At 55.2% G+C, this 1,465-nt stretch carries 4 pseudogenes; 2 read left to right on the top strand and 2 right to left on the bottom strand.

Annotation, left to right across the window (positions count from 1 at the left end):
* Positions 1 to 111 (bottom strand): annotated as a pseudogene (locus DU29_RS1000000132720) (IS110 family transposase); the annotation flags it as partial.
* 310 nt (positions 112 to 421) lie between these two features.
* On the opposite strand from DU29_RS1000000132720, the pseudogene DU29_RS1000000131965 reads away from it, so the two are divergent.
* Both DU29_RS1000000131965 and DU29_RS1000000131960 read left to right on the top strand, forming a co-directional pair.
* Positions 422 to 695 (top strand): annotated as a pseudogene (locus DU29_RS1000000131965) (CopG family ribbon-helix-helix protein).
* Positions 695 to 968, top strand: a pseudogene (locus DU29_RS1000000131960) (type II toxin-antitoxin system RelE/ParE family toxin). Before DU29_RS1000000131965 ends, DU29_RS1000000131960 begins: the two co-directional pseudogenes overlap by 1 nt.
* Before the next feature lie 94 nt (positions 969 to 1,062).
* On the opposite strand, the pseudogene DU29_RS1000000132715 reads toward DU29_RS1000000131960, so the two are convergent.
* Positions 1,063 to 1,197: pseudogene (locus tag DU29_RS1000000132715) on the bottom strand (IS66 family transposase); the annotation flags it as partial.
* Positions 1,198 to 1,465: the final 268 nt, after the last annotated feature.

Below are 1,465 nucleotides of genomic sequence, written 5' to 3'. Positions count from 1 at the left end.
CTGATCACGCGCAACCTTCGGTTTCACCAATATGGCTTTGCCAGCCTCATTGACGCCGTGAACGGCGAACACCGTCTTGGCTAAATCGATTCCCACCGTGATAACTGACATTGGCTTCCCCTCCAGTAATTGATGCAGTTATGAAACTTCATCATGGCACCTTGATGCCGCCTCGCGACTTTCGCCGCGGACTTGGACGGGGAAGTCCCTTTCATTCGCTAAGCGCTCTGTCTGTCAGGTTGAGGTCGTAGAGGTGGACGCTGGAACGTCAGGAAATTCAGAAAGCCATCCTACTCTGACGCGGCCTGAATGGTCGGCCTTACGCCCGGTTGGGGTATAGCCCAACCTGACGGCGTTTGACGACGCATAACTAATCACTATGATTAACTTTGAATCAATACACAATTAGGAGTATCTCATCATGGCAACTACCGCAAAAACCCGATTTGTCACGGCTCACGTCCTTGTGCAACTTGCCGAAAAGGTCGATTTGATGGCAGAGCGTCTGGAACGCTCCAAAAAACTGGATCGTCAAACAGGCTCTGTCCGCTTGGATCGACCAGGAAGTGGAACGTAGTCGCCTGACCCGCGAAGCCTTAGCTGATGTTGATGCTGGCCGAGTAATTGACCACCACGCCGTGCAGGCCTGGGCTAATAGCCTTAGCACCGACACGCCGTTGCCGGTACCGCGCTGATGGAATTGAAGTTGCAAGCAAGGCGCTGTCCGACATTGCACGGCTGTACTAGTTTCTGGCAGCGGTGAATCAACCTGCCGCTGCACGAGCCCTACAGCAACTCACAGCAGCGCCGAATACGCTGTTGGCCAGCCCGCGCATCGGCGAGCGCCTGGAAGAATTTGAGCCGAGAATGTGAGCCAAATTCAGATCGGCCAGTACAAGATGCGTTACGAGGTAGTGAATTCAACTATCTATCTGCTGCGCCTGTGGCACACCCGTGAGGATCCATAGCCTTGCAGGAGGCACAAGGGCACCTCCCCACATGCGCAGCTAATTACGACGCGTTGTTGCTATGGAACTGCTCACCGCACCGGATCACCAATCATGCCAGGGTCTGGCTGGAGAGCTCGATGCCGTAACGATTGAGCACCTTTTCGAATCGATGCAGCGGCAGACGGTCGACATACTTGGTGGTCAGCAGCATGGCCCGCGCGGGGACTAGAGGGCTTTTCTTGATCAGCAGCTTTACGTTAAGTAGGATAACTCGACATTTCAGCTCTTTTTGACGCCCCCCGATCTATCGTTTTGATAAATCGGCTCGGGCGATAACTAGTCTGAAGTTTGACATCGGGGGGGGGGGGCCGGAGACATCAATGATGTGAAGGGCCCCAGGTAGGGCCCCGCCAGCCTCAGTAGGCGGCAAAAAACAGCACGACGACGCCGGCCAGCGCCAAGCCACCGTGACCCACGATCGCCCACCAAGGTTTGGCTTGGCGGAACAGTATGCC

Origin of the sequence: Pseudomonas sp. Ant30-3 (assembly GCF_000690905.1) — a bacterium.
In the GTDB taxonomy this organism is placed as follows: domain Bacteria; phylum Pseudomonadota; class Gammaproteobacteria; order Pseudomonadales; family Pseudomonadaceae; genus Aquipseudomonas.
This window is presented reverse-complemented; position numbering and strand designations above follow the sequence as displayed.